This window comes from Cognatundibacterium curvum, assembly GCF_014284235.1.
Lineage (GTDB): Bacteria > Pseudomonadota > Gammaproteobacteria > Burkholderiales > Burkholderiaceae_D > Undibacterium > Undibacterium curvum.
Genome location: NZ_JACOGD010000014.1, coordinates 1 through 23,203 on the forward strand (window position 1 = coordinate 1; position 23,203 = coordinate 23,203).

The 23,203-nt window shown below is 47.1% G+C and carries 18 protein-coding genes; 13 read left to right on the forward strand and 5 right to left on the reverse strand.

Annotated elements, in window-relative coordinates; genetic code table 11:
• Positions 1 to 403: 403 nt before the first annotated feature.
• The 13 genes from pilV to H8K43_RS18285 all read left to right on the forward strand — a co-directional run bounded on the left by pilV (position 404) and on the right by H8K43_RS18285 (position 18,197).
• Positions 404 to 976 (forward strand): type IV pilus modification protein PilV, encoded by a 573-nt coding sequence (gene pilV / locus H8K43_RS18225; protein WP_186905180.1) that lies wholly within the window; start codon positions 404 to 406, stop codon positions 974 to 976.
• Positions 973 to 2,019, forward strand: coding sequence for a PilW family protein (locus H8K43_RS18230; RefSeq protein WP_186905181.1), 1,047 nt, complete (start codon positions 973 to 975; stop codon positions 2,017 to 2,019). Before pilV ends, H8K43_RS18230 begins: the two co-directional genes overlap by 4 nt.
• A 17-nt stretch (positions 2,020 to 2,036) precedes the next feature.
• Positions 2,037 to 2,690 carry a pilus assembly PilX family protein gene (locus H8K43_RS18235; RefSeq protein ID WP_186905182.1) on the forward strand — a complete coding sequence of 218 codons (654 nt, stop codon included), beginning with the start codon at positions 2,037 to 2,039 and terminating at the stop codon, positions 2,688 to 2,690.
• Positions 2,687 to 6,640 carry a pilus assembly protein gene (locus tag H8K43_RS18240; RefSeq protein WP_186905183.1) on the forward strand — a complete coding sequence of 1,318 codons (3,954 nt, stop codon included), beginning with the start codon at positions 2,687 to 2,689 and terminating at the stop codon, positions 6,638 to 6,640. Before H8K43_RS18235 ends, H8K43_RS18240 begins: the two co-directional genes overlap by 4 nt.
• A 21-nt stretch (positions 6,641 to 6,661) precedes the next feature.
• Entirely contained in the window at positions 6,662 to 7,117 is a 456-nt protein-coding gene (locus H8K43_RS18245; RefSeq protein ID WP_186905184.1) for a type IV pilin protein, read from the forward strand.
• Between the two features lie 3 nt (positions 7,118 to 7,120).
• Positions 7,121 to 7,681 carry a GspH/FimT family pseudopilin gene (locus H8K43_RS18250; RefSeq protein WP_186905185.1) on the forward strand — a complete coding sequence of 187 codons (561 nt, stop codon included), beginning with the start codon at positions 7,121 to 7,123 and terminating at the stop codon, positions 7,679 to 7,681.
• A gap of 265 nt (positions 7,682 to 7,946) precedes the next feature.
• Positions 7,947 to 9,449, forward strand: coding sequence for a hypothetical protein (locus tag H8K43_RS18255; protein WP_186905186.1), 1,503 nt, complete (start codon positions 7,947 to 7,949; stop codon positions 9,447 to 9,449).
• Between the two features lie 12 nt (positions 9,450 to 9,461).
• Positions 9,462 to 10,205 carry a polyprenyl diphosphate synthase gene (uppS, locus tag H8K43_RS18260; RefSeq protein ID WP_230404105.1) on the forward strand — a complete coding sequence of 248 codons (744 nt, stop codon included), beginning with the start codon at positions 9,462 to 9,464 and terminating at the stop codon, positions 10,203 to 10,205.
• Positions 10,206 to 10,320: 115 nt separating this feature from the next.
• Positions 10,321 to 11,763: a mannose-1-phosphate guanylyltransferase/mannose-6-phosphate isomerase gene (locus H8K43_RS18265; RefSeq protein ID WP_186905187.1), complete on the forward strand. Its 1,443-nt coding sequence runs from the start codon at positions 10,321 to 10,323 to the stop codon at positions 11,761 to 11,763.
• Between the two features lie 359 nt (positions 11,764 to 12,122).
• Positions 12,123 to 13,262: an MraY family glycosyltransferase gene (locus H8K43_RS18270; RefSeq protein ID WP_186905188.1), complete on the forward strand. Its 1,140-nt coding sequence runs from the start codon at positions 12,123 to 12,125 to the stop codon at positions 13,260 to 13,262.
• 78 nt (positions 13,263 to 13,340) lie between these two features.
• Positions 13,341 to 15,605: a polysaccharide biosynthesis/export family protein gene (locus H8K43_RS18275; RefSeq protein ID WP_230404112.1), complete on the forward strand. Its 2,265-nt coding sequence runs from the start codon at positions 13,341 to 13,343 to the stop codon at positions 15,603 to 15,605.
• A 68-nt stretch (positions 15,606 to 15,673) separates the two neighbouring features.
• The gene (locus H8K43_RS18280) at positions 15,674 to 16,810 is read left to right on the forward strand and encodes a GumC family protein (RefSeq protein WP_186905215.1); all 1,137 of its coding nucleotides are present in this window, start codon (positions 15,674 to 15,676) and stop codon (positions 16,808 to 16,810) included.
• Positions 16,811 to 16,958: 148 nt separating this feature from the next.
• Positions 16,959 to 18,197, forward strand: coding sequence for an oligosaccharide flippase family protein (locus tag H8K43_RS18285; protein WP_186905189.1), 1,239 nt, complete (start codon positions 16,959 to 16,961; stop codon positions 18,195 to 18,197).
• A gap of 37 nt (positions 18,198 to 18,234) precedes the next feature.
• On the opposite strand, the gene H8K43_RS18290 is transcribed toward H8K43_RS18285, so the two are convergent.
• From H8K43_RS18290 to ycaO, 5 genes are all read right to left on the reverse strand, one after another.
• Positions 18,235 to 18,705 carry a DUF2269 family protein gene (locus H8K43_RS18290; protein WP_186905190.1) on the reverse strand — a complete coding sequence of 157 codons (471 nt, stop codon included), beginning with the start codon at positions 18,703 to 18,705 and terminating at the stop codon, positions 18,235 to 18,237.
• On the reverse strand, positions 18,702 to 20,003 hold the full coding sequence (locus H8K43_RS18295) for an SDR family oxidoreductase (protein ID WP_186905191.1): 1,302 nt from the start codon (positions 20,001 to 20,003) through the stop codon (positions 18,702 to 18,704). The genes H8K43_RS18290 and H8K43_RS18295 overlap by 4 nt, the downstream gene beginning before the upstream one ends.
• Positions 20,000 to 20,455 (reverse strand): thiol-disulfide oxidoreductase DCC family protein, encoded by a 456-nt coding sequence (locus H8K43_RS18300; protein ID WP_186905192.1) that lies wholly within the window; start codon positions 20,453 to 20,455, stop codon positions 20,000 to 20,002. Before H8K43_RS18300 ends, H8K43_RS18295 begins: the two co-directional genes overlap by 4 nt.
• 136 nt (positions 20,456 to 20,591) lie before the next feature.
• Entirely contained in the window at positions 20,592 to 21,128 is a 537-nt protein-coding gene (locus tag H8K43_RS18305) for a GbsR/MarR family transcriptional regulator (protein ID WP_186905193.1), read from the reverse strand.
• A gap of 162 nt (positions 21,129 to 21,290) precedes the next feature.
• Positions 21,291 to 23,003, reverse strand: a complete 1,713-nt coding sequence (ycaO, locus tag H8K43_RS18310; RefSeq protein ID WP_186905194.1) for a 30S ribosomal protein S12 methylthiotransferase accessory factor YcaO — start codon at positions 23,001 to 23,003, stop codon at positions 21,291 to 21,293.
• Positions 23,004 to 23,203 lie beyond the last annotated feature (200 nt).

The following is a 23,203-nucleotide window of genomic DNA, read 5'->3' on the forward strand; positions in this document are numbered from 1 at the left end:
CTTTAGGCTTTTAGGTTCGCTTCATGTGCTCTGCGCTTTGCTTGTAGGTCTGAGGATTGGGCTTTGAAGGGCTGTATCCAGACTGCACATGACGGCAAGCAGCTAACAGCCGAAGAGCAAAAAACATAAACCAAAAAACAAAAATCAGAAAATAAAAACAAAGGGAGAACGCTCACGCGTTCTCCCTTTGTTGTATATGTAGCTAATCGTGTTGATTGCAGCGCTTGAAGGCGTTGCAGTACCTGGTCCAGCGTACTTTGACGTTTCGCAAAACAGAAGCGCACAATACCTGATCATATTCCTCAAAAATTCCGATAACTGGCATATTACGATAGACAAACGGTTACCTGATTTTCTCTCCCACATCTACAATACCGATACGCGTATACCATGGTAGGAAGCTATGAAATTGAAACATACTCAGGGTTTCTCCCTTGTTGAAGTATTGATTGCGGTATTTGTACTCGCCATAGGCGTTATAGGTGCTGCAGGCTTACAACTGGCGGCTGTAAGAACGACACAGCAAAGTGGCTTTCAATCCGTTGCGGTGGCACTGGCAAGCGAATTGGCTGACAAAATGCGCTCAAGCGATGCTGTGATGAAGGGGGGGGATGCAAATAATCCATACTTGGCAATTAATTATAATTCGCTGACTGATCCTGCGCCAAGCGCGCCCGCTATGTGCTTTACGTCTGCTGCCAGTTGTGATGCAAATGGTTTGGCGAGAGCGGAAATCTATGAATGGCTGGTGCGCGTTAAAGATTTATTGCCCGGAGGCCGTGTTATGGTGTGCCGCGATTCAGCACCGTTTGACAGTACAAAGAAGGCGTTAACTTGGTCTTGTACAGCGGACGGTAGTTCTGGGATGACGATTAAAATCGGATGGAAAAGCAAAAATCCGGATGGAAGTTTTATAGACAGCAATGGGACAATACCTCCCAGTGTCGCAATCACCGTTGAGTCGTATGTGAAATGATGAATACATCAAAATTGTCCTCAAACTCGCGCAACGTGATGCGCCTCAGATTTCAGATCGGTTTGACTCTGATTGAATTGCTGGTTTCGCTGATGCTTGGCCTTATTGTCGTGTTAGCTGCAACAAGTCTGGTCGTGTCTACAAAAACCTTATTTACTGCGCAGACTGAAGGTAAGGATACGCAGGATACGGCACGCTTTGCGCTTGATAATATTGCGGCATCTTTGAGACAGGCGGGTTATGTGAATTATGATTTTAATAATTCCCCTCAAATTACCCCGGAAACGGCAAGTTCAGATATTTCCGGACTGGATGCCAATAGTGTAAGCGCAACATCAACTGGAATTGACACACCTAACGGCAGTGCCGTGAATTTCAGTGATGTCCTCGCTGTTCGCTATTTTGGTTCCGGTAGTGGGGCAGGTGACGGCATCGTGACAAATTGCGCCGGTTTTTTTGTTCCTGCACCCGTTTCTCCGAGTACCGCAGATCAGGATCGGGGCTGGAGTATTTACTATGTGGCAAATGATGCGAACAATGATCCTGAGTTGATCTGTAAATACTATAACGCGGCTTCAGGGAAGTGGTCTGCACAATCGATCGTGAAAGGTGTGGAGTCTTTTCAGGTTTTGTATGGAATTGACAGGAGTAATCCACCGGATGGTACTGCTAATCAGTATTTAACGGCAACCGCAGTAAATGCACTGGATTCAACGTTGGTACTGTCAGGAACAACACAGGCTGAACAAAAGCAGGATTTGAATCGAAAAACATACTGGAAGAAAATCTCTGTGGTGAAAGTCGCGATGTTAGTGCGGGGCACACAGAATTCTCGTATTGATAAACAGACATCGCAATACGATTTATTCGGATCCGCTTATGCAGCAGCCAATGGCTCCAATGACAGAGGGACGACGATCATGGAATCACAACTACCGGCTGGCACGCAAAATCGTAGCCGCAGAATTTATACGACCACTGTTCAGGTGCGTAATTTGTGCTATGTCGATACCGATCGCGGCACTTGTCTTCCTCCTCCATAAATGAATTGAGTCAGACCATGTATTTCAAGGATATTGCTAAACGAAATCGTTCAAGCCGACTCTCTTGGCACTTGGCAAAGCGCGAACAGGGTGCGGCTTTGTTTGTATCACTAATGATGTTGATCGTTGTATTGATATTGAGTATTTCCATGTCAACTATTTCTATGCAGGGCGAAAAGGCATCCCGCAACGACAGAGACAGGCAAATTGCACTGATGGCAGCGGAAGCTGCTCTGAAAGATGCGGAAATGGATATCGATCCGCAAACTGTCATTGCGGGCAGCCGTGCAGATACATTTGATCCTAAGTCGAATCTGTTTTTTGAGGCCGGTTGTGCAACCGGGGAAGCAAATTTATATCAGGGCATGTGCTTACCTGCATCGCAAGGACAGACGCCAGTTTGGTTTATGATTGATTTGGCATCTGATGCATCTGGCTCCGCGTCGGTTAAATTCGGTCGTTTTACGGGACAGTCCATGGTGACCGGAAAGAGTTCCTTTCCAGCTAAATTGCCACGTTACATTATAGAAGCTGTGCAGGACTTAGAAGCTGGTCGTAAGGCTGACGAACAGACTAAATATTTGTTCCGAATTACTGCCATTGGTTTTGGTGCAAATGAAAATACCCAAGTTGTTTTGCAATCGTTTTATCGGAAGGCAGAGAAGTCATGATGCGACACATATTTACCCGGCAGTTGACATCATTGGGCCTGCCTGCTCACCTGGTTTTGTTCGTTGCGGCGAGCTCACTCATGTTGAGTGCGTTTGCCGCACCACCAACAGTCAGTCTGGCGAGTGAACCGCTGTATTCGGGCGGTGGTAACGTTCGCCCCAACTTATTGCTGGACTTGTCAGTTGAGTTTCCAACAGTGAAAGCTGCTTACACCAATGCCAGTGATTACAGTAAAGCGGTTGAATATATAGGCTATTTCAACTCAAAAAAATGTTATGTCAATGGTGGGTTTAAAACATTTTCCAGAGATAAGAATGGGAACCTAATTACCAGTAGGACAGTAAGTACTTCTGATATGGCGAACGGTTATTTTTCCATATCAAAAGATGCGGATGCGAATTACGAATGTGGTGGTAACTCATTCAGCGGAAATTTTATGAATTGGGCTTCGTCTTCGTCTATCGATATGTTGCGCCTCTCATTAACCGGCGGGGATAGAATAGTTGATTCCTCTTCTCAAACAGTATTGCAACGAGCTTACTTACCTGATTTTTATAATAGTGGCTATTTCCGCCGGAAAGTAGTTGTAGCTTCCGCAACGATGAGTGCGCCAAGAGGAGTAACTCCTTATGACGTTGCAACTTTATACGTATTAAATTGCAATAATAAAATCATGTTTACGGATGTGAATGTGACTGGCGGCTGTGGAACTCAGCGAACTTACCCGAATAATGACATTAATTCTGACACGCGCCTTGATATTGGATCAGATCGTGTTCTCGGAGAGTTTCTTGTGCGCGTACAAGTTTGTGACGCGCAAGAAAATACATCCAGGACGGATTTGTGTTTGCAATATCCGAATGGTACCTATAAACCAGTTGGGCAGATGCAGCGTAATCAGAATAGTGTGCGCTACGGAGCATTTGGTTATTTGATGGATAACGTGAATACACGATATGGTGGTGTGTTACGTGCCCCCCTGAAGTACGTGGGCAGTAAGCAGTATCGTGCAACGAATGGTTTTGCTGAAGAGGTGAATACCCGTCCAGAATGGAATCCCCTAACTGGCATTTATTATGATAATCCTGAAAATGACGCTACAGGGAATAGTGGTGTCATTAACTATCTTAACAAATTTGGACGTACGGGTAGTTACAAGGGGTACGATCCCTTAGGGGAATTGTATTACGAGAGTATCCGCTATCTGCAAGGAAAAGCGCCTACATCTAGCGCTATCTCGGGAATTACTGCTGCGATGCAGGATAACTTTCAGGTGTTGACAAACTGGACAGATCCGATTGAAGCGTCTTGTCAGAAAAATTACATTATTGCTATTGGTGATGCAAATACCCACCAGGATACTTTCATTCCGGGGGGGACTTTGGCTGGGGCCGGGCGTGGTTTAAGGCCTGCTGATGCTGCGACATCGCAGTGGCCTGCATTTGATGCAAAAGCTCAAACCGCACTCGTAGCTGCGATGGAGTCAAGTTCCAGTTCAGGAAATAGTGCGCCAGTTGCTTCACTAGCTAATATGGCAAGTGCATATACCGGGTCCAGCGGAGCCACGTTCTATATGGTTGGCACAGCATATTGGGCGCGGAATAATGATATTCGTCTGGATAAACCTGTAAGGGTTAAAACTTTTACGATAGACGTTGATGAAAACGGGAATGGTTCTATAGATAACACTGCTCGCGCAAATACTGGTCCAAGAGTGTCGCAGCTTTATTTGACTGCAAAATATGGTGGCTTTAGCGATTTGAATCTGGATAAAAATCCATTTATGACCTTCGATTCAGATGGCAAAACCGCCATTGCAAATAATAAGGAATGGGCCAGTGGGAATGGTACTGATCCAGATAACTTCTTCCTGGCCAGTAATCCTAAGCGAATGATGGCAGCGATAAATTCTATTTTCCAAACTGTCGCGTCAAGCGGGGGAACGCTTGCAGGAGTAGGGATCAGCTCTACCAGTTCAAGCGATAATCCTTTTGTGTATGAGCCCGGTTTTAAAGCAGAGAAATGGTCGGGAAGTTTAAAAAAACTTTCGGCAACGGCTGCAAATCCTAGCGCTGTCTGGGATGCGGGTGTGATTTTGACTGGTGATCCTGTAACTAAGCTTCCACCCAACCCATTGCCAGCTGATAGGAAAATTTATACATCGAAAATTTCTGCTGATGGTTCTCTGGCACTCGTAAGCTTCTCTGCAAGTGGTACTGGTAACTTTAGTGCATCAGATTTAGCTGCGTTAAATACGGATCCTCATACGGGCATCACAGATAACCTCGCCAGTGACCGAATACAATATTTACGTGGCGTGCGTACTCTGGAGCAAGGTAAGGACGCGAGTGGAAATACCACCGGAAAATTCCGGACACGTGACAGCGTGTTGGGCGACATCGTCAACAGCGCGCCAGTTTATTATGGTGCTCCAGCAAAAAATGTGACTGGCGTAGGCTATAGTGAGTTCTATTCGGCTAACAAAAATCGTCAGACAGCTGTATATGTTGGGTCCAATGATGGCATGTTGCATGCGTTCGATGCAGTAAATGGTCAGGAGATATTTTCATACATTCCTAATGCCTTGATTTCAAGCTTGAATGAACTGACTGATCCTTATTATAGCCACAGTTCTTATGTGGATGGCCGTATTACAGTTAAGGAAGCACAGGTTAATGGCGTTTGGAAAACCTTATTGGTCGCAGGTATGGGGGCTGGAAACAAGGGTGTTTTTGCACTCGATGTGACCAATCCTGCTAATTTTTCTGGTGGAATAGGTGCGTTATGGGAGTTCACCGATAAAGTTGATAAGGATATGGGGTACGTACTCTCCCCGCCAATGATCGCAAAATTCCGTACCGGTGGTACTGCGACAAGTCCTACATTTGGTAACTTTGTCGTGATTTCGAGTGGTTATAATAATTATGACTATGACGTTAATGCGACAGGGCAGGGTGCACTATTCATCCTTTCATTAGATAAGAGACCGTCAGACCCATGGGTTAGAGGTAGTAATTACTTTAAATTAATGACACCTATCAAGGATAGTACGGCTAAAAATGGCCTCGGTGCCCCCAATGTAGCTTATGGTCCAAATGGGGCAGTGAGTTATGCCTATGCGGGAGATTTACAAGGGAATTTATGGCGCTTCGACTTTACTGCTGGGAGCCTGGATAAAGCCAAAGTCGCGAGTAAGCCGGTATTCACAGCAAAAAATTCAAGTGGTTCAGTACAGCCTATCACTGTGCAACCACAAATTGTTTTCGCTCCTGGCGGCGGCTACATCCTGACTTTCGGGACCGGAAAGTACATGGAGACCTTTGATGTTACTCCGTCTAACTACATGTCTAATTCGTACTATGCAATTTTAGATACGACATATGACAGTGATGTGGTAGCTAGTCGCAGCGAGTTAGAACCGCGGACGCTTACTGCGGATGGTAGTGGCTTCCGAATCGGAGGGAATAAATTTGTGTATGGTGTAGTAACAGGAACCAAAAAAGGATGGTATTTGGATTTTTCTAATTCTCAAAATACAGGTGAGCGTATACATCACACGCTGACTGGTACGCTCGCAGGTAATTATTTGTTTTTCAATACGCTTATCCTTAGTTCCGACCCATGTTCGGGAGGAAGTGGCAGGAAATACGCGGTCGACGTCCTGACCGGCATGAATAATGAAGTTACCGGCACTATATCGACCATCGGCTTACTTACTTCCCCGATCGTGATAAATATCTCTACGTCGTCGGGTGACAGGACAGGGACTGGCGCACGCAGAATCACTACAAAGATTTCTGTCAGAACAGCAGGAACCGGTAACTCTTCAGGCATTACAACTGAGAATTCAGCAGCGGCTGATGCAGTTACCCGCGCAGGTCGTATCAGTTGGCAGGAAATCAGGAATTGGCAAGAATTGAAAAAAGCTGCTACGGCAGGTGGTTCGTAAATTGTGTATATCGGGGTAGTTATGAAAAAAAATAACGGTTTCAGTTTGATAGAGTTAGTTATCGTAGTGGCCATTCTTGGCCTGATTACTGCGTTCGCCGTTCCGGCCTATCAATCGCATGCCTTAAAAACCAAGCGGGCAGAGGCAAAGACGGCATTGGTAAAACTGATGCTACAAGAAGAGCAGTTTTACACACAGAACAACAGTTATATTGTTTTTTCTCAATCATCTACTGACGCTGCCGAAAAGAAATTTACCTGGTTTTCCGGTGCAACTGCGCCAGTCAGTAATTATGAGATTAAAGCAACAGCCTGTACTGGCGATGTCATTCAAAGTTGTGTGTTGCTAACTGCTATGCCTGGAACTATTAATGTAAATAAGGCCTTTAGTGACGCGGTATGCGGAAATTTGACTCTCACGAGTACTGGCGTCAAGGGTTTTACTGGAAGCCAGGGAACTAAAGATTTGTGCTGGTGAGCCATGCGAAAAATAAATTTCTATCGTTTACATCGTGGTTTTTCATTAGTAGAGTTGCTGATAGCATTTGCTATAGCAGCGATCCTGATGGCACTTGCGGCACCCTCATTTAATTCATTTATCGATAGCCAAAGATTGCAGACTGCGACCTTAGAATTTTATGCAGGTGTCAACCTTGCTCGCGCTGAGGCCATAAAGCGTGGGGCGCAAGTCACAATGGTTGCTACCGATGGAAGTAATTGGAAATCGGGCTGGACCATTTTTGTAGATGATAATGGTAATTTGAAGGCAGATTCCAATGAGAAGATTATTTTTACTCACGACGCGTTATCAAGTAAATTTAATGTAACCAGTGTTTTCACAGATAGCTCTTCGGCTTATGTTTCCTACACGGGTAATGGCAGGAGCCGCACAAAAACGAGTGTACAGCAGCCTCAGGCTGGAACCGTTTCTTTTACTTATAACTCAGTGACGCGCAGAGTAAAGTTAAATTTTCTTGGCCGAGCCAGGACATGTAATCCCGATAAAGATGCGACTTGCGATGCATCTGCAACAGGCGGCTGATGTAGAGCCGCTTTTTTTATTAGCACAGATATAAACCCCATTAACATATCTAAGTGCAAAATTAATGCTTCTTTCGTATCCAAAGCATTGATACAATGCACTTCTGACGCAGATTGCAAGTAGTTTTCCTTAAGTAATGTGGCAAATTTGCATTGCCAGTTAACACTATCCGAATGATATGATTTCCTGCATACAGAATTCAGGAATCTTGCTCAAGTAAATTAGTGATTGCCTTTAGCAGTCTGATATCAAGCCTCATTTAAAAATGAAAATTAAAAAAAGCGCCTCATTTCCGCTTGTGATTGTATGCTCGCTTACTTTTTCTCATGTGCATGCACAGCAGACGACCTCATCTCCTGAATTCGAAATTGCAAGTAAAGCAGCCCATGTGCAGTTTGGCATCGAAAAAATTGGCCTGCCACAAAACGAAACCATGGGTTTGTTAGGTGGTAGTTACCTGCTGAAAGTAAATGAGACTGTTGAAATTGGTCCGGCTGCTTATGGTGCGATATCCGGACAACGCGGTGGTTTCTTTACTGGTGGAGCCGAGTTGGCTTTAAGGCGGCATTTGTTTGCAGATGTGTATGGAAAAGCTGGCTTATATGCTGGCGGTGGTGGCGGCGGCGCTGCTGCAGTCGGGGGGGGGCTTATGCTTCGGCCTCATATAGATTTAACTTGGAAGTCAGGACGTACTGAAGTCGGGCTCTCCCTGTCTCAAGTACGCTTTCCTAACGGACAGATACGTTCAAATCAGGCTGGTCTGGTTATTGGCTTTGATACCGATTTCAATTATGCAGATTCAGCAACTGCGGGGCGCTCTTTTGCCGGAGTGGTGCGGGGTGGAATTGGTTTCGATAGGATGCAGCTCACGGGTGGGGTGTATCAGCCTCGGCATGGTATTGCTGATCTTGCTGCAAAGCCCTATGTGGGATCCTTAGGTTATGCCGGCTTCAGATCTGAGCAATTTCTTTCTAAAAATGTCTTGTGGGGAATTGAGGCCGGTGCCGCTGTTAGGGGCGGTGCGGATGGATATGCCGAGATTTTAGGCGGGGTCGCTTATGAGATTCCTGTGTTTTCAGATTCTTTGCATTTGGGAAGTCGTTTTTCTGTAGGTATGGGCGGTGGCGGTAAGGTACCGACAGGCGGAGGTCTGATTGCAAAAGCAGGGCTTTACTCGAAAATAGATATTACTCCTGAAGTGTTTGTCACGTTGGAAGGCGGCTTAGTCAATGCACCCGACGGTCAATTTAAAGCGAAGTACGGAACTTTGAATCTGGGGATAGTTCTGGATGACGCTGGTCTCTCGAGAGCTGACCGCGCTATTCGCGGTATGGAATGGGCAGCGAGTGTTCAACATTATGTCAAGGCCAGCCGTTATTCCGGCGGCGATCAGGCTCTCAGCACGATGGGCTTGAAAATCAATCGTGATCTAAATGCAGGTCTGTTTATGTCCGCTCAGGCACATAGTGGATTTAGTGGAAACGCTGGTGGCTATTCTGTCGGTTTAGCTGGTCTGGGTATGAGGTCCGCAAATATATCGCATGGTTTAGGGGTGTCTGGAGAGATACTTGCCGGTGCAGCGGGCGGCGGCGGTGTGAATAGTCAGGGTGGTGCAATTGTGCAGAGTCTGGCTTATCTGACTTATGGGTTAAATCGTTATACACAACTGAAGTTTGGGGTGGGGCGGGTAAAATCATTCAAAGGCCAATTGAATTCAACTGTTGTTGATGCGACAATAAGCATTCCATTTGGTGTCCCGAGTAAATAATTTGAGAATTGTATGAAAAGTAAAAATGCGGATGTGATGGCGAACGGAAATATGCCTAGGCACATAGCTATTATTATGGATGGCAATGGTCGCTGGGCGACAAAACGCTTTTTACCGCGCTTTGCAGGACATGCAAAAGGTGTAAAGACGGTAAATAAGGTAGTTGAAGCCTGTGTAAATCGTGGAGTTGAGTTTTTAACTTTATTTGCATTCAGTTCTGAAAATTGGCGTCGTCCTCAGGAAGAAGTTTCTTTGTTAATGCAGCTTTTCCGCAAGGTGCTGGTCGGCGAAATACGCAAAATGGGTGAAAATAATATCCGTCTCAAAGTAATCGGTGATCTGAGTCGTTTTGATAAAGATTTGCAGGATTTAGTGCGCTTGGCTGAGTCTGAAACTGCGGCCAATACCGGGCTGACTTTGACTATTTGTGCAAATTATGGTGGTCGCTGGGATGTCGTCAACGCGTGTAACCAGTTGATCGCCGATGGCGTGAAAGCCGGGGATGTGACAGAGGAGTTGCTTTCTTCAAAACTTTCTATGGCATACGGCCCCGAACCTGACATGCTGATACGCACCGGCGGTGAATCGCGTGTTTCTAATTTCCTCTTGTGGCAATTGGCCTACTCAGAATTCTATTTTACAGAAACATTTTGGCCTGACTTTGGCGCGGAAGCGCTCGATGAAGCTATTGCTTCCTTCCATAAACGCGAGCGACGTTTTGGAAAAACCAGTGAGCAGGTGCGGAACGTTAGTTGATTTGACAAACTTTCGTTGCGATTTCTTTGGGGTGTTTTTAGTTAATCACTTGAAATACTTCAAAATGAGACGAATTTCCTCAGCTTCGCACTACTGCTACCGAAGAAAGTAACTGATGATTAAGATTGTTTCTGTCATATTGTGCGGTGGTTCCGGTACTCGCTTGTGGCCGCTTTCCCGTACTGGATTTCCTAAGCAATTTTTGGTGCTCAATGGCCAAAGCAGCCTTTTCCAGCAAGCCGTTTGCCGTGTTAATTCAATAGCTGGGAATGAGTTTCTGGTTAATGAAACTTTAATTGTCACGAATGAAGATCATCGGTTTTTAGCTCTGGATCAGTTGCGTGAGTTGAAAGAAGTCGATGCCAGGCTGCTGCTTGAGCCAGTGGCACGTAACACAGCGCCTGCACTTACGCTGGCCGCATTACAGGCAAATGTACATGGAGAGGATCCAATTTTGGTCGTCACGCCAGCTGATCAGACTGTAGTTGACGAATCAGCTATGACTGATGCCTTGCGCCAAAGTGTACAGGCAGCGGTCAGTGGTGAAATTGTTATTCTTGGTATCACGCCTGACCGGCCAGAAACTGGCTATGGATACATACACTACGATGGAAATCTGGGGCAGTCAGGTAAACATAAAGTGCTGAAATTTGCGGAGAAACCAGATTTAGAGACTGCAGTCCAGTACCTGAGTAGCGGCAACTACGCTTGGAATAGTGGCATGTTCGTCTTAAAAGCGAGTACATGGCTTAATGCACTGAAAAAGTTTCGTCCTGATATTTTGCGGACTGTCAGCGCTGCATGGGAAAGCCGCTCCGATGATGCGATGTTTATCCGTCCAGATAAAGCTTTGTTTGATCAGGTAGCCAGTGAATCAGTTGACTATGCTGTGATTGAGAGCTGCCCAGGTTCAGAAGTTAACATCAGTATGATACCGCTTGTAGCAGGTTGGAGTGACCTCGGTGCATGGGATGCGGTTTGGCAAACTGGTCAACATGACAGCAATGGCAATATGTTAGTTGGCGATGCTTTTTTGGCGGATTCCAGTAACACTTTGATTTATGCATCTAATCGTTTAGTCAGTGCTGTGGGTGTTGAGGACCTTGTTATCGTGGAGACGGCGGATGCAGTCTTGGTTGTCGATCGTAAGCAGAGTCAGCAAGTCAAGAAAGTCGTGTCCATGCTGGAACAGCAAGGTCGTGCTGAACATACCTTACACCGGAAAGTGTTTCGGCCTTGGGGCTGGTATGACAGTATAGACGAGTCAGACCGTTTCAAAGTTAAGCGTATACAGGTCAAGCCTGGCGCCAGTCTGAGTTTGCAACAGCACCATCATCGTGCCGAACATTGGATAGTTGTAAAGGGGACCGCTGAGGTCACTTGTGGCGAAGAAGTTAAGTTGATCACAGAAAATCAATCGACCTATATCCCATTGGGAGAAGTGCACAGGTTGAGGAATCCTGGTGTTATTCCTTTGGAAATCATTGAAGTACAGTCCGGCAGCTATCTCGGAGAAGACGATATTGTCCGGCTGGAGGACGCTTTTGGTCGCAGTTAAGACCATTCCGACAAAAAGCGGACTGATTAGCGGATTGTCGATTGGCTTGTGTACTTCCGATTTTGTTTGCTCGATGATTAGATTTTTAGTCAGGTTTGTTTGAGGCTATCAACCCAGCGTGATTGCAACTACCCGGTTTTTGGCTGAAAAAATCTTAGTGCGGGAACGGATGTGCAGAGTTGTTGCTGAGTACTAAGTGGTAATCAAATAGAAATGTTAGTTGCGTAATATATGCGAAGTTTTTCTATTTGCCGGTTAGTTCATTTTTTTATGCTTACCCGATCTTGTGAATACAGAATGAAAGAATTCCGCTTCAGTCTGGTAATATTATTGTTGTATATATTTTTATAAGTGTGAGCATGGCGGCTATTCTATTTATCGCGGCAGTTGTATCCTGGAGTGTGTGTTTTTTGTTGATTTACTACAAACATGCTCACCACAAATTTTCTGCCGATCAAAGTGGTTCTGGTCCCCAAAAAATGCATCATGGTGCGACCCCACGCATTGGTGGCGTCCCCATATTTGCTGGATTGTTGTCGGCCTTAAGCGTCCTATATCTTGGGGAGTGGCATGTCAATAGTTTGTGGTTTGTACTTGCTATTTTGCCTGTCTGGCTGGCTGGGATCATCGAAGATGTCACAAAGAAAGTTAGTCCTTTAAAGCGCTTGTTAGCCGCTTTTGTTGCTGCCTTGCTAGGGATGTGGTTGTTGGATGCAAAACTGGTGCGCTTAGGTTTGCCTTTGCTGGATCATCTGGTCACCAGTTACCTCATCCTGAATGCTTTATTAGTCATGCTTGCCGTCGGTGGTATTACTCACGCGATGAATATCATCGATGGTTTTAATGGATTAGCCGGAACGGTAGTGTTGATGATATTGTCCGCGCTGGCCTATGTCAGTTATCAGGTTGGTGATGTGTTTCTGCTGGGGCAGTGTATTGCCCTGATAGGTGCAACATTGGGATTTTTATTCTGGAATTATCCACGCGGAACAATTTTTGCTGGTGATGGCGGCGCCTATCTGTGGGGCTTCATGATCGCGGAAATTTGCGTCATGCTGGTGTACCGCAACCCATCAGTTTCACCTTGGTTCCCTCTGCTATTGGTGATTTACCCAGTGTGGGAAACTGTATTTTCTATCTATCGCCGCAAGATCATCCGTGGTTTGCCAGCAGGCCTGCCGGATGCGATACACTTGCATTCGCTGGTTTATAAGCGCTTAGTCAGGCATATGATAGGCTCGAAAGAAGCCGCACATATGGTCAAACGTAATTCTATGACCGCCCCTTACCTGTGGGGACTGACTGCATTTTCTATTATTCCGGCAGTGTTATGCTGGTCGAATACGCCTTTAATTTTATTATTTACTGGCATATTCATTCTTTGCTATTGCATATTTTATGCAATGATTGTGCGATTTAAAATCAAGCCTTGGATGACAGTCGGTGAGCGCGCTTCTGAAGCGGACGACAACCACAAACTGTCGCGTGATGCTGCCTGATAACCTGTCAGATATGCATTAAATAAATTATTTCGTAAGCTCATACACCAATTTAACGTACACCCTATGCATCAAATTATGAAGAGTACCTTACCAGTAGTCGCTTTGCTGGTGGCTGGCAGTGCATTTGCACAGCAGGCTGATGTGCAAGCGACGGATGTGCAATCCTTGATGTCGAAACAGCCGCGCATTACCAATCAGCCTGCATTGCAAGCGCCGCCCAGATCCGCAGCGGATGAGGTGTCGCAGCGTGTTGAAAATAAGCATGCTGAAAAGACTGAAAAGATCGAAAACAGTGAGTTCCAAAACTTTGTCCGTTATGCAACCGGAAAAAATTTACCTGTGTTTGGCGCTGACTTTTTCCAAAATACACCAAGTAGTTTTGCGCCTTTGCAAAATACCCCCGTACCATCCGAGTACATGCTGGGTGCCGGTGATGAGTTACTGATACGGGCCTGGGGCAGTCTTGATGTCGATTACCGTGCGGTCGTTGACAGGAACGGTGCCATCAGTATCCCTACTATAGGAAATATCAACCTGGCTGGTGTTAAAGCATCAGACGCCGAGGCGGTAATTCGTTCTTCGATTGCCAAGCTTTATCGCGACGTTACTGTGAATGTCAGTTTTGGGCGCTTGCGCGCGATCACGGTGTATGTGGTCGGGCAAGCCAGAAAACCTGGCTCTTACACAGTTTCTGGATTTTCAACTTTGGTCACGGCACTTCTTGTGAGTGGTGGCCCAAACGCTGCTGGCTCTATGCGTAATGTGCAAGTGAAGCGTAATGGCAAAGTGCAGGGTAGTCTGGATCTGTATGCCTTTATTGCAAAAGGCGATAAGAGCAGTGATATCAAGCTTCAGGATGGAGATACCATTTTTATCCCGGCAGCAGTCGGGCATATCGCACTGACGGGTAAAGTTAATACACCAGCCATTTTTGAATTGAAAACGGCGAACGAATCCATTTCCAGTGTGCTGGATCTGGCCGGAGGCATGCCTGTCGTAGCTGATCCGCGCAGAGCCTTTCTGGAGCGTCTTGATCCAAGTAAGTCACAGCCACGCACTGTCGAAGAATTTGCACTTAATGGAGCAGGTCTTGCTAAGACATTAAAGAATGGCGATTTGTTGACAGTGACTGCAATTACGCCTGACTTTGCGAATGCGGTGACTTTGCGTGGTAATGTGAATCAGGCTTTACGTGTTCCGTTCAAATCCGGCATGCGCATTCGCGATCTGATCCCAAATCGTGAAAGCCTGATCACACGTGCTTCTGTGCAGCGTCAGAATGATATTTTGCTGCAGCAGACGGTAGATGGTCAGGATGAGAAAAAAGAAAATGCAAGCTCACTGTCTGCACGTATCGGTAATTTGTTCGATGATGTGAACTGGGATTATGCAGTCATTGAGCGTATAGACCGTGCTACGCTGAATGTCAGTTTGATTCCATTCAATCTTGGCCGCGCCTTGGATACAGCAAATGCTGAAGATAATCTGCAATTGCAGGCTGGCGATGCGGTCACTGTGTTTTCGCAAAATGATATCCGTGTTCCGGTCGCTAAGCGTAAAGTATATGCGCGTATCGAGGGCGAAGTGAATGTGCCTGGAGTGTATCAAATGGCTCCGGGTGAGACCCTGCAGAGCTTGGTGGCCAAAGCCGGTGGTGCAACCTCAAACGCCTATTTATTTGGTACGGAATTTTATCGCGACAAAGTACGTGCCGAGCAGCAGGTCAATCTGGAAAAAACGGTTCGCCGGCTTGAGTCTCAGCTACGTACTGAGTCTGCCAAAGCGGCAGCAAATCAGTCAGGTGCGGATGCACAGTTGGCAGCACTAAAAGTCAAGAGCGAACAAGAGTCAGGTATGCAAGCCTTGGCACGTATGCGCGAATTGAAAGCGACGGGTCGTGTCTCTTTAGATTTGTCAGCCAGCGATGAAAATACTGACAAATTGCCGCAATTAAAGTTGGAGAATGGCGATCAATTGATCATTCCTAGCCGTCCTGATTTCGTGCATATTTTTGGTGCTGTTAATCAAGAGTCCTCAGTGATCTGGCGTAAGGGTACTACAGTTGAAAAATATCTGGCGAATGCCGGTGTCACATCTGAAGCTGACCTGGAAGGCATTTTTGTGCTGCGTGCCAATGGTACGGTCTTGTCCTCTACCGGGCGTGGCTGGTTCTCCAGTGTCAGTTCTGCCGAGGTCATGCCTGGCGACAGCATTGTGGTGCCCGAGCGTTTGAATAAAGAGACTGCCTATAAATCTGTGATTAACGGACTTAAAGACTGGGCGCAAATCTTATCGGGATTTGGCATCAGTGCAGCGGCAATTAAGAGTTTGAGGCAATAAGCATGACAGTCATGAATCAAGAAAATCAATTTGCTATGCATGATGAAGACGAGGATGGCATCAGTTTGATGGATCTGATGCTGGTGCTGGCGAAACATAAAAGTAAGATCATTTTATACCCAGTCCTGTTTGGACTTGCTGGACTATTGATCAGCTTTGCGATGCCTAAAGTGTATAAGGCGAATACCAAAGTATTGCCTCCGCAGCAGAGTCAGTCTACGGCGTCCGCGATGCTGAGTCAGTTAGGTGGCTTGGCGGGTGGTGCGGGCGCTGCATTGGGCTTAAAAAACCCCAATGACTTGTACGTTTCTATGCTGAAGAGTCGTTTGCTGACTGACAAGCTGATCAAGCGTTTTGATCTGCAATCGAGGTATGAGCAAAAGTTCACGGAAACAACACGTAAAGTTTTGGAAGCAAACTCTGCAATCTCTTCGGGTAAGGACAATATTATTTCTATTGAGGTGGAAGACAAGGATCGGAAAATTGCTGCTGAAATTGCTAATGCCTATGTGGAAGAACTGATTGTATTGACCAGTACTTTTGCCTTAACTGAAGCATCTCAACGTCGTGTTTTCTACGAAAAGCAGTTATTGCAGGCAAAAGATAAAATGATTGCCGCAGAAACAGCTTTATCGTCGGGTATTGATAGCAAAGGCATGTTGAGCGTTGATGCGCAAAGTAAAGCTGTGCTGGAAACCGTGGCAAAGCTGCGTGCTGCTATTTCTGCAAAAGAAATTCAACTCAAAGCGATGCAGGCTTTTGTGACACCGAACAATCAGGAATATAAGCGTGTCAGTCAGGAATTGCTGGGAATGCAGCAAGAATTAGCAAAGTTGGAGAATGGAACGCCGTCTACTACTGATGCAGGTACAGCGAAAGTTAGAGAAACTTCGGGCAGCAGCAGTGTTCAATTACTGCGAGATGCCAAATACTATCAAATGCTGTATGAGCTGCTTTCTAAGCAGTATGAGGTTGCGCGCCTGGACGAGGCTAAGGATATTCCACTGATTCAGGTACTGGATAAAGCAGTTGAGCCTGAGTTGAAAGACAAGCCTAAACGTTCGATCATCATTCTCGCATTTGCTTTCTTAGGCTTAATACTTGCGTTGGTACTCGCATTCCTGAAAGAAGCAGCGAGCAAGCCAAAAACACCTGAGCAGGAAGAGAAGTGGCGTCAGTTGAAAGCATATCTGAAGTTTTCGTGATTTCAGGGCGTCCTTAGAAAAACCTGGGCATATTGTTTATGCTCAGGTTTTTTTCATTTCAAAAGATAAATATTGTCTTTGGTAACAAATTTGTTGGCTTCGGTTACAATTCCTTGGCCTTATTTTTCTAGACAACCTGCCTGATTTCATGTCATCTGCCGCAAAAAATATTCTATATCTTGTATTTGTGCAGGGAATTATCTATCTGTCTCCATTGCTCACTTTGCCCTATCTGACCAGGAAGCTGGAGATTGAGCAATTTGCGGCACTCAGTTTTGCCCAGGTTTTTGTTCAATATTTTGTGTTGGTGACTGACTATGGGTTTGGAATTACGGCCACAAGGCTGATCGCACTGGCACCGGGGAGTGTCAAAAATATTTCTGAAATTGTTAGTAATACGCTGGCGGTGAAGCTTTTGCTGGCTTGTTTGATGGCCGTGGTTTGCGTTGTGTTGGTTTGGCTGATCCCAGCTTTGCACACATCAATTTGGCTGATTGCTGCAACTTTCACAGGTGTTTACGGTAATGCTCTGTTTCCCACCTGGTTGTTTCAGGGCATAGAAAGAATGAGAGACCTGGCTCTGATTACCGGACTCTCCCGTTTGCTTGTGTTGCCACCAATTTTCTTTTTCATTCATACACCGGATGACGTAGTCCTGGCAGGTGCTTTGTTAAATGCACCTGGCTTACTGGCAGCGTTAATGTCATTTATCGTGTTAAGGCAGCAGAAGGTTTTCGAATGGGTGCCGGTAAGCTGGATACGTATGCGAGATATGTTGCGTGAGGGTTGGCATGTATTCATTTCCAACATCTTTATCAGCTTATATACGGTGGTCAATCTTACTTTGTTAAAGTTTTTAGGCACACCGGAACAAGTCGCTTTTTTTGCCGCAAGCGACAAAATACGTTTTGCAATTCAGGGGTTCATTCAACCCATCGCGAGTGCTTTATTTCCACGCTTTGCTGCTATGGGACGTAACTATCAAAGTGAAGAGTTTGTAAAGCTAAACCGTTTAGGTTGGATCGCTTTGGTAGGCACGCAAATAGTGGGGGCTCTTGTGGTTTTCTTCGGGGCAGATCTGATCGCGAAATATTATTTTGGTACGGCCTTTGAGGGGATTAGTATTTATCTCAAAGCATTTGCTGTGCTACCAGTGGTGATCGCAGTCGCCACGGTTTTTGCTCAGTGGCGATTATTGGCGCTGGGTGAGGGGGCGGCACTTAGTCGCGTCTATATGGTAGCTGGCCCAGTGCATATCGTGTATGCGATTATCGCGACTAGCTATTGGGGATGGGGTGGATTATTGGCCAGTGTTTACCTGACCGAAATCATGATTACACTTGTTATGTATTTTATCCTCAGGAAAAAGCGCATTCACATATTTTGATGCGCTAATTCCGTCATGGAGTAAAGGCTCGAGGTTTTTAAAGCAGTGGCTTATTCACCATCAGATAAAACACCCCTAGCATCGCGATAAACGCAGGGTAGCCGAGTCGCTCCCAGTATTTGGTGTAGCGCCAATACCGTGCTGGCAGTGCTGTCTTGGTCGCCACTGCCTGTGCTGCCATGTGTTTCAATTGAATTTGCAGCCAGACCACAGGAAGCCAGCAGAGTCCGGCCAAACAGTATAAAAGTATGGACGCCATGAGCCAGGGCGTGCTCAAAGGCCAGCCTGCTAAATACGCCATGCTGACGCCGCTGATGGGTTGGATCAGCACCGCTGGCGTGGTGAAGCACCAGTCCGCAAACACTACCAGCCGAGTGACTACCATTTGTGCTTCTGTGTTTCCGCTACGGTTCGCGAAAAAGAGATAAAAAGCCGAGCCGAAACCAGTGCCGACCAATAAAACAGATGAAATAATATGTAAGGTTTTTAGCAGCAGATAGCTATTCATGATGCTTTCCTGTCGCTAGATATTAAGCTGATCAGCAGGGCGACGATGGCCACATTTTTTAATACCGGCCCAAACGGATGTAGCCAGAATTGTGGCAGGTAGAGGGCGATCAGCAAGCTGTAAATTCCAATCAGTCCAAGCTGGAATGTCCATAATTTACGCGATGGTGCAAATACGCAGGCTAAGCCCAGTAATCCATCCAGGATGCCAGCGCTATACAGCAGAGGCAAATGTAAGCTTGCCGGGATGGGCAAAGCTTGCAGGAGTCGCAGGCTATCCTGCAGTGGATACAATCCTAGCGATAAGACGGCGGTGATTATCCATATCGAAGCCAAGGTAAAGCGATAGAAAATCAGATGCCATTTCAATAGTGCTTCGCTGGCGAGCATGCTGTCCGGGATTTGAGGGAACCAGCTTTCTTTATTTCGGCTTGGGCGTGCCAGCAATTGTTGCAGTGGCACCGGATCGGCCACATTGTTGTTTTCCAGCATACGCAAACTGTCGCGACTCAGCACCTGTTGAGGAAAAAACCGTGCCAAGCCAGCCGCGGTATGCATGAGCCATAAGGGGATGCACAGCACGCGGCCAGCTCGCAGTCCCATCAGCGCGCGGTAATTGATTAGCATTTCCGTGTAAGTCATGGCGCTGGGTCCCACCACGTTCAATTCCAGCGTCGCGCATGCCGGTGTCGATAAGCAGCGCACAACTGCCTCGCAAAGATCATCAATGTGAACGGGTTGCAGACGCTGCTTGCCATCGCCGGGAACTAGTAAAACCGGCAGGCTGGCCAACATTCTGAAAAAGCGGCTACTGATGCCATCCATGCCAACGATCAGCGAGGGACGAAGTATCAAGGCGCATAAGTCCGATTGCAGTAAAAAGCGATCTGCTTCACGCTTAGTGCGTAAGTAAGGACTCATGCCCTCTTGTATTTGCGAGTCCTGGTTGCCGCCCAGCGCAGAAATCTGCACGATGCGTGTTATGCCTAGCCGCTGAGCCGCCTGGTACATGGCGATGGGTGCATCACGGTGTATCGCCTCAAAGGTTTGCTTGCCCGACTCATGCAAAATACCGATGGCGTTGATGATGACATCAATCTGCCCCGCCTGTTGCAGACGTGATTCCCAAACGCTGGCCTGGGTATCGCTCGAAAAATCCATCCACATTTCATCCTGAGCAGCACGTGTGGTACGGTGGGCGGGTCTGATGCCACGCAGGATCTGATGTCCGGCAGCTTGTAATTGCAGGCATAAATGCCTGCCAATAAAGCCGTTTGCTCCACAGACCAGGATCTTCATGATGCATCCTTGTAATCCTTACGTTCACATGCGTCGTCTTTGCAGGCTTGACTGCGACGCAGCGCACGCCGGGCCGCCAGACGAAATAGTGGGCCTGAAAGCACCCAGCTTAAGCGATTTCGATTGTTGGCAATATGCGGATAGAGCCAGTCGAACACCGGTTTCAGTAAGGGCCATCCGCTTGCGGCGGTGATCCAGCCCAGACCGACCGCGTCATAAGCTAACCGGAATACTTCCATGCCATGCAGCAGTTGGCCATCGGCACGTATGGCATGAATAATTCGCATCAAATCTGCTTTGGCGACCGGACATAAGGACGCGTCATAATCGGGGGCAGAAACGTCGATAAAACGCAATTGTCCGGCCTGATTACGTGCTCTCAGGTTATCGATCTCCAGTTTGCAAAGCGGGCAGGATTCGTCATACAAAATGGTCAGTGGATAAATTCCCATCGTGATCTCCCTCTGATTAAGTGTGGTTATGGATATTGTTTCTGTAATTTCTGTTAAAACAGAAATGCATGTTTTTTAAAAAACGCTGAGATTGTTCTTCCTCAGCGTCAATCTGAATGCGGCGTGAATGCCCGCATCAAGACGTCTTATCTTCACCTCGGACCAGTTTTTGTACCGCAGCACCCATTTTGAGCAGTTTCATCAAGGTGGCGGGTTCCAGTCTTAACATCTCATCGGTCCAGCTGGTCAGCGTTTGCATCAGTGCCAGTGTCTCGCTAATTCTTAACTGGGTCGCCTTGTCTTCCTGACCTATATCCGGGCTATCCAGGCATTGCTGCAAAATGCCTATGGTTGGGCTTAGCTCGCGCTCTTTGCGCTCTCTGACCACGGTGCGGAATAGTTCCCAAACATCCAGCGAAGTTTCGAAATGTGCGCGCCGGTCACCCATCACATGGGCCAGTTTCACCAGCTTCCAGTTCTGCAGCTCTTTCAGTGAGTTCGATACATTCGAGCGGGCCACCCCCAAGGTGTCCGCAATTTCCTCTGCGTGCAGCGGGCAACCTGCGATATAGAGCAGGGCATGAATCTGGCTTACTGTGCGATTGACGCCCCATAAGGTGCCCATCTCGCCCCAGTGCAGAATAAATTTTTGTTTTACAGGTGTCAGTTCCATGCGCTGAGTTTAGGTATTTCGGTTATTTCTGTCAAGACAGAAATTTATGCGTGTTTGATTTCGTCATTTGTGCGTTCAGTTAGCCTGCATCTCTTCGCGCTAAGCAGGCACAGAAGAGGGGATAAGATTGTTGCTGGTTCCTATCCCCTGCTTCATCAGGTATTACGCAAACAGCTTATCGTAGGCCTTCAGCAAGCCCTGATGCATGGCGCTGCCCTGCATATCGCTTCCTAATTCGTCCAGACCAAAAAAGCGTTCGCTGCGATCCAGTAAAGCCTCTGCCTGACGGAAGGTATCCGCGCCGTATAGCAGAATCAGCGCGCGCAGATAGTTCTCGCTATCTTCTAGCTTCAATATGCTTTCTACGCAGCGATAAACCAGTCTGCGGTCCTTGCTCAGGTCATTGAAGTGATGGATCCAGTCACAGCCTTCCAGAATCGCTTCGGTATCGCCGGTGGCTAATGCCAGCAAGGTTTTGAGTTCACCGATGCGTAACTGCTTCCATGCGGTGCCAACAGGAATAGCCAGCCCCAGGATCTCCCACAGCGGACGTTCATCGTTCAGATTCATGGTTTGCAAGTCAGCCAGCAGCGCTGCACACTCAGCTTCGCTCAGACTGTGCAGGCGCAGCAGGGCCGGGCGGATGTGATTGCCTATGCTATTGTTTTCCCACTCCAGGTCTTCGACCGGATAAATTTCCGACATGCCAGGCACCAGTATGCGGCAGCTATAGGCTCCTTGCTCTGAGAAATCGGAGACATAGATGTCCTTGCCTTCAGCATGAATCGCATTCACCAGCCATGCATAATCTTCGGCTGTGGTGGTGCTGAAATTCCAGTCAGCGAATGCATAGTCAGGTTCATCGCTCAGGAAGTCCCAGCTGATCACGCCACTGGAATCAACAAAGTGGATTTCCAGATTGGCGACCGCATTGATTTCATCCATGTCAAAGCCTGGTTCCGGGAAGCCGGTCAGGGTTTCGAGCGCACGGCCTTGCAGCAATTCGGTTAATGCACGTTCCAGTGCAATTTCAAAGCGAGGATGCGCGCCAAAACTCGCGAATATGCCCTGATCACCCGGGTGCAGCAAGGTGACATTCATGACCGGATACTGACCACCTAAAGAGGCGTCGCGTACCAGGATGCCGAAACCGGCTTTTCTGAGGCCAGCAATACCTGCTGCGATTCTTGGAAAACGGGCGATGACTTCATCCGGTACTTCAGGCAGGCAGATGCCTTCGCTGATGATGCGGTATTTGACATGACGTTCGAAAATTTCAGACAGTGCCTGACTGCGCGCTTCCATCATGGTATTGCCGGCCGCCATACCATTGCTCACATACAGATTGCCGATAATATTGACCGGTACATAGGCGACTGCATCGTCGCGCAGGCGCGTGTAAGGCAGGGTGCAAATGCCGCGTGCTACGTTGCCGGAATTGAGGTCGACCAGCACGCTGGCATCGATTTCGCCATCCGGGTTATAAAAATCGTGCAGCTCAGGATTGAGCATGTCAGCAGGCCAGCTGCCATCTTCTTCAGGCTGGAACCAACGCTCTTGCGGGTAGTGTACAAAAGGACGGTTGGCTCTGGTTTCGCCCAGATAAAAGTGGGTCCAGAAATAGTGGGTGCCCAGACGCTCAAAAAATTCACCTAATGCGCTGGCGCGTGCGGCCAGCTCGGTGCCACCCTTGCCATTGGCGAATAACATCGGGCATTCCTGGTCTTTTACGTGGACCGACCAGATGCCCTCTATCTCATTGATCCAGGAAGATTCATTCAGTACAAAACCACGCGCTGCCAGTTTGGCCTGCATGGTGGCGATGGTTGATTCAAGCGAGGCATCTTTGCCAGGTATAAAGCTCTCGGTGTGCATATCTGCCCCAAAAAAATAAAAAGGTGGGCGCACCATACACGAATGTCAGCAAAAAAAGTCAGGGATTATTGCAGCAGGAAGGAAAATGTCTGAAAAACTGCCGCGTTATATCCGCTGTATGGGCTAAAAGTCCTTATGCGCTCAGGGCTTTCGGGTTGCCTGCAGCAATTTGCGCTAGACTTGCGGCATTGAATGGAGAA